The following is a 1660-nucleotide window of genomic DNA, read 5'->3' on the forward strand; positions in this document are numbered from 1 at the left end:
CTGGCATCACATCAATGGTACTGGTTGTGATTGTGCCGTCTGCAAGATTTGGCTCAGTGATATCTAACGTACCATCCTGCATGATTTGAACATCATCACCGATGGTTACATTTAACTGAGAAACCAAAGAATCATCGCCATCGCTGTCTACTGCATAAACAGGCAGGTCAAAGCTCAAACTGTTATTCACCAGACCATCTTCGTGGTCAAGCGCTTCAAGTAACGTAAATGTGTATTGACCTAGATTTGTATCCGAGAAGCTAATGGTAAAGACGTTGGTTTCAACATCCGACGTGTCTTTAACAAAACCGATATAATCGCCAGCACTGTTAGGATCTTCTTTTAGCTGAACCGCCAAGTTGTTTGACGTTAACGTACCTAGAGTATTGAACTCTGTTGGCTCGATACGGAACGACTCAACATCGTCACTCTCATGAGTAAACTGAATGACTTTGGTGTCGCTGACCGCAGAGTTAGATGGATCAGAGCCATCGGCTAGATTCGTTTCAGATAGTGAGATTGGCGGAATCACGTCAATGGTCGGAACATCACCATCGGTAATGGTCAGCGTCACTGTTGAGGTAAGAACGTCATCATCGCCATCGCTTGATGTCACAACGATATTTTTAACAATATCGCCTGCTGAGTGGTCTAAATCGCGGTTCGGCTCAAAGCGCACTTCCCCTTGAGTCGTAATAAACAGTGAGCCTTCCGTGAAAGTAAACTCTTGCTCGGTCGCATCATTCGGATCTAGAGAGTAAGCGGTGCCGTCATAGGTAAATTGAGTCACGCTCGCGCCATCAGCACTTGCGGATGTTAATACATCGAAAACGGATGTCGTTGGCGTACCTACAGCTAAGTCAGCCACAGTAGGCTCTTCAATTGTCAGTTCGCCACTTGCCATAACTTGAACATCATCAGTAATCATCACCGATAGTGGTGACATTAACGAATCATCACCGTCGCTATCGACAGCGTAAACAGGTAAGTTGAATGTTAGATCGTTATTGCCTTGAATCGGTGTGTGGTCAATCGCTTCCAGAAGCGTGAAGGTATACTCACCCAAAGTGGTACTGCTGAAATCGAGTGTAAATACCGTGGTTTCGACATTCGAAATATCAGTCGTGAAACCAATGTAATTACCTGAACCTGTTGGCTCTTCTCGAATCTCAATGATCAAGCCATCGGACTTGAGCGCATTGTTAGTATTAAACTCATTTGGCTCTAAACGGAATTTCTCAACGTCATCACTTTGATTAGTGAAAGTGATGGTTTCTGTTTGGCTCACAGCACCAACGATTGGAGAAGAGCCATCTGCTAAATCTGTTTCAGCAAGCGCGATGCTTGGCACCGATTCAATCGTTGGGATATCACCATCAATAATCGTCAGTGTGACAGTGGCCGTTTCAACATCGATATCGCCATCGCTTGACGTAAAGACGAGAGATTTAACGATATCGCCATCTTCGTGGTCTAAATCACGGTTCGGCTCAAAGCGCACGTTACCTTCGATGGTGACGAACACATCACCCTCAGTGAACGTAAATTTCTGCTCGCCTGTGATTGTTGAATCTAGAGTTTGAGCGGTACCACCGTCATAGGTGAACTGGGTAATCACAGCTCCATCGGCACTTTGCGCCGTCATTACATCAATCGTATT

1 protein-coding gene is annotated in these 1660 nt (G+C 45.2%); it reads right to left on the reverse strand.

From position 1 onward, the window contains the following. Positions 1-1660: hypothetical protein (locus AB4167_RS03290; protein ID WP_372136126.1), on the reverse strand; the 1660-nt coding region annotated here is incomplete at both ends.

Origin of the sequence: Vibrio sp. 10N.286.49.E11 (assembly GCF_041469505.1) — a bacterium.
GTDB classification, from domain to species: Bacteria; Pseudomonadota; Gammaproteobacteria; order Enterobacterales; family Vibrionaceae; genus Vibrio; species Vibrio crassostreae_C.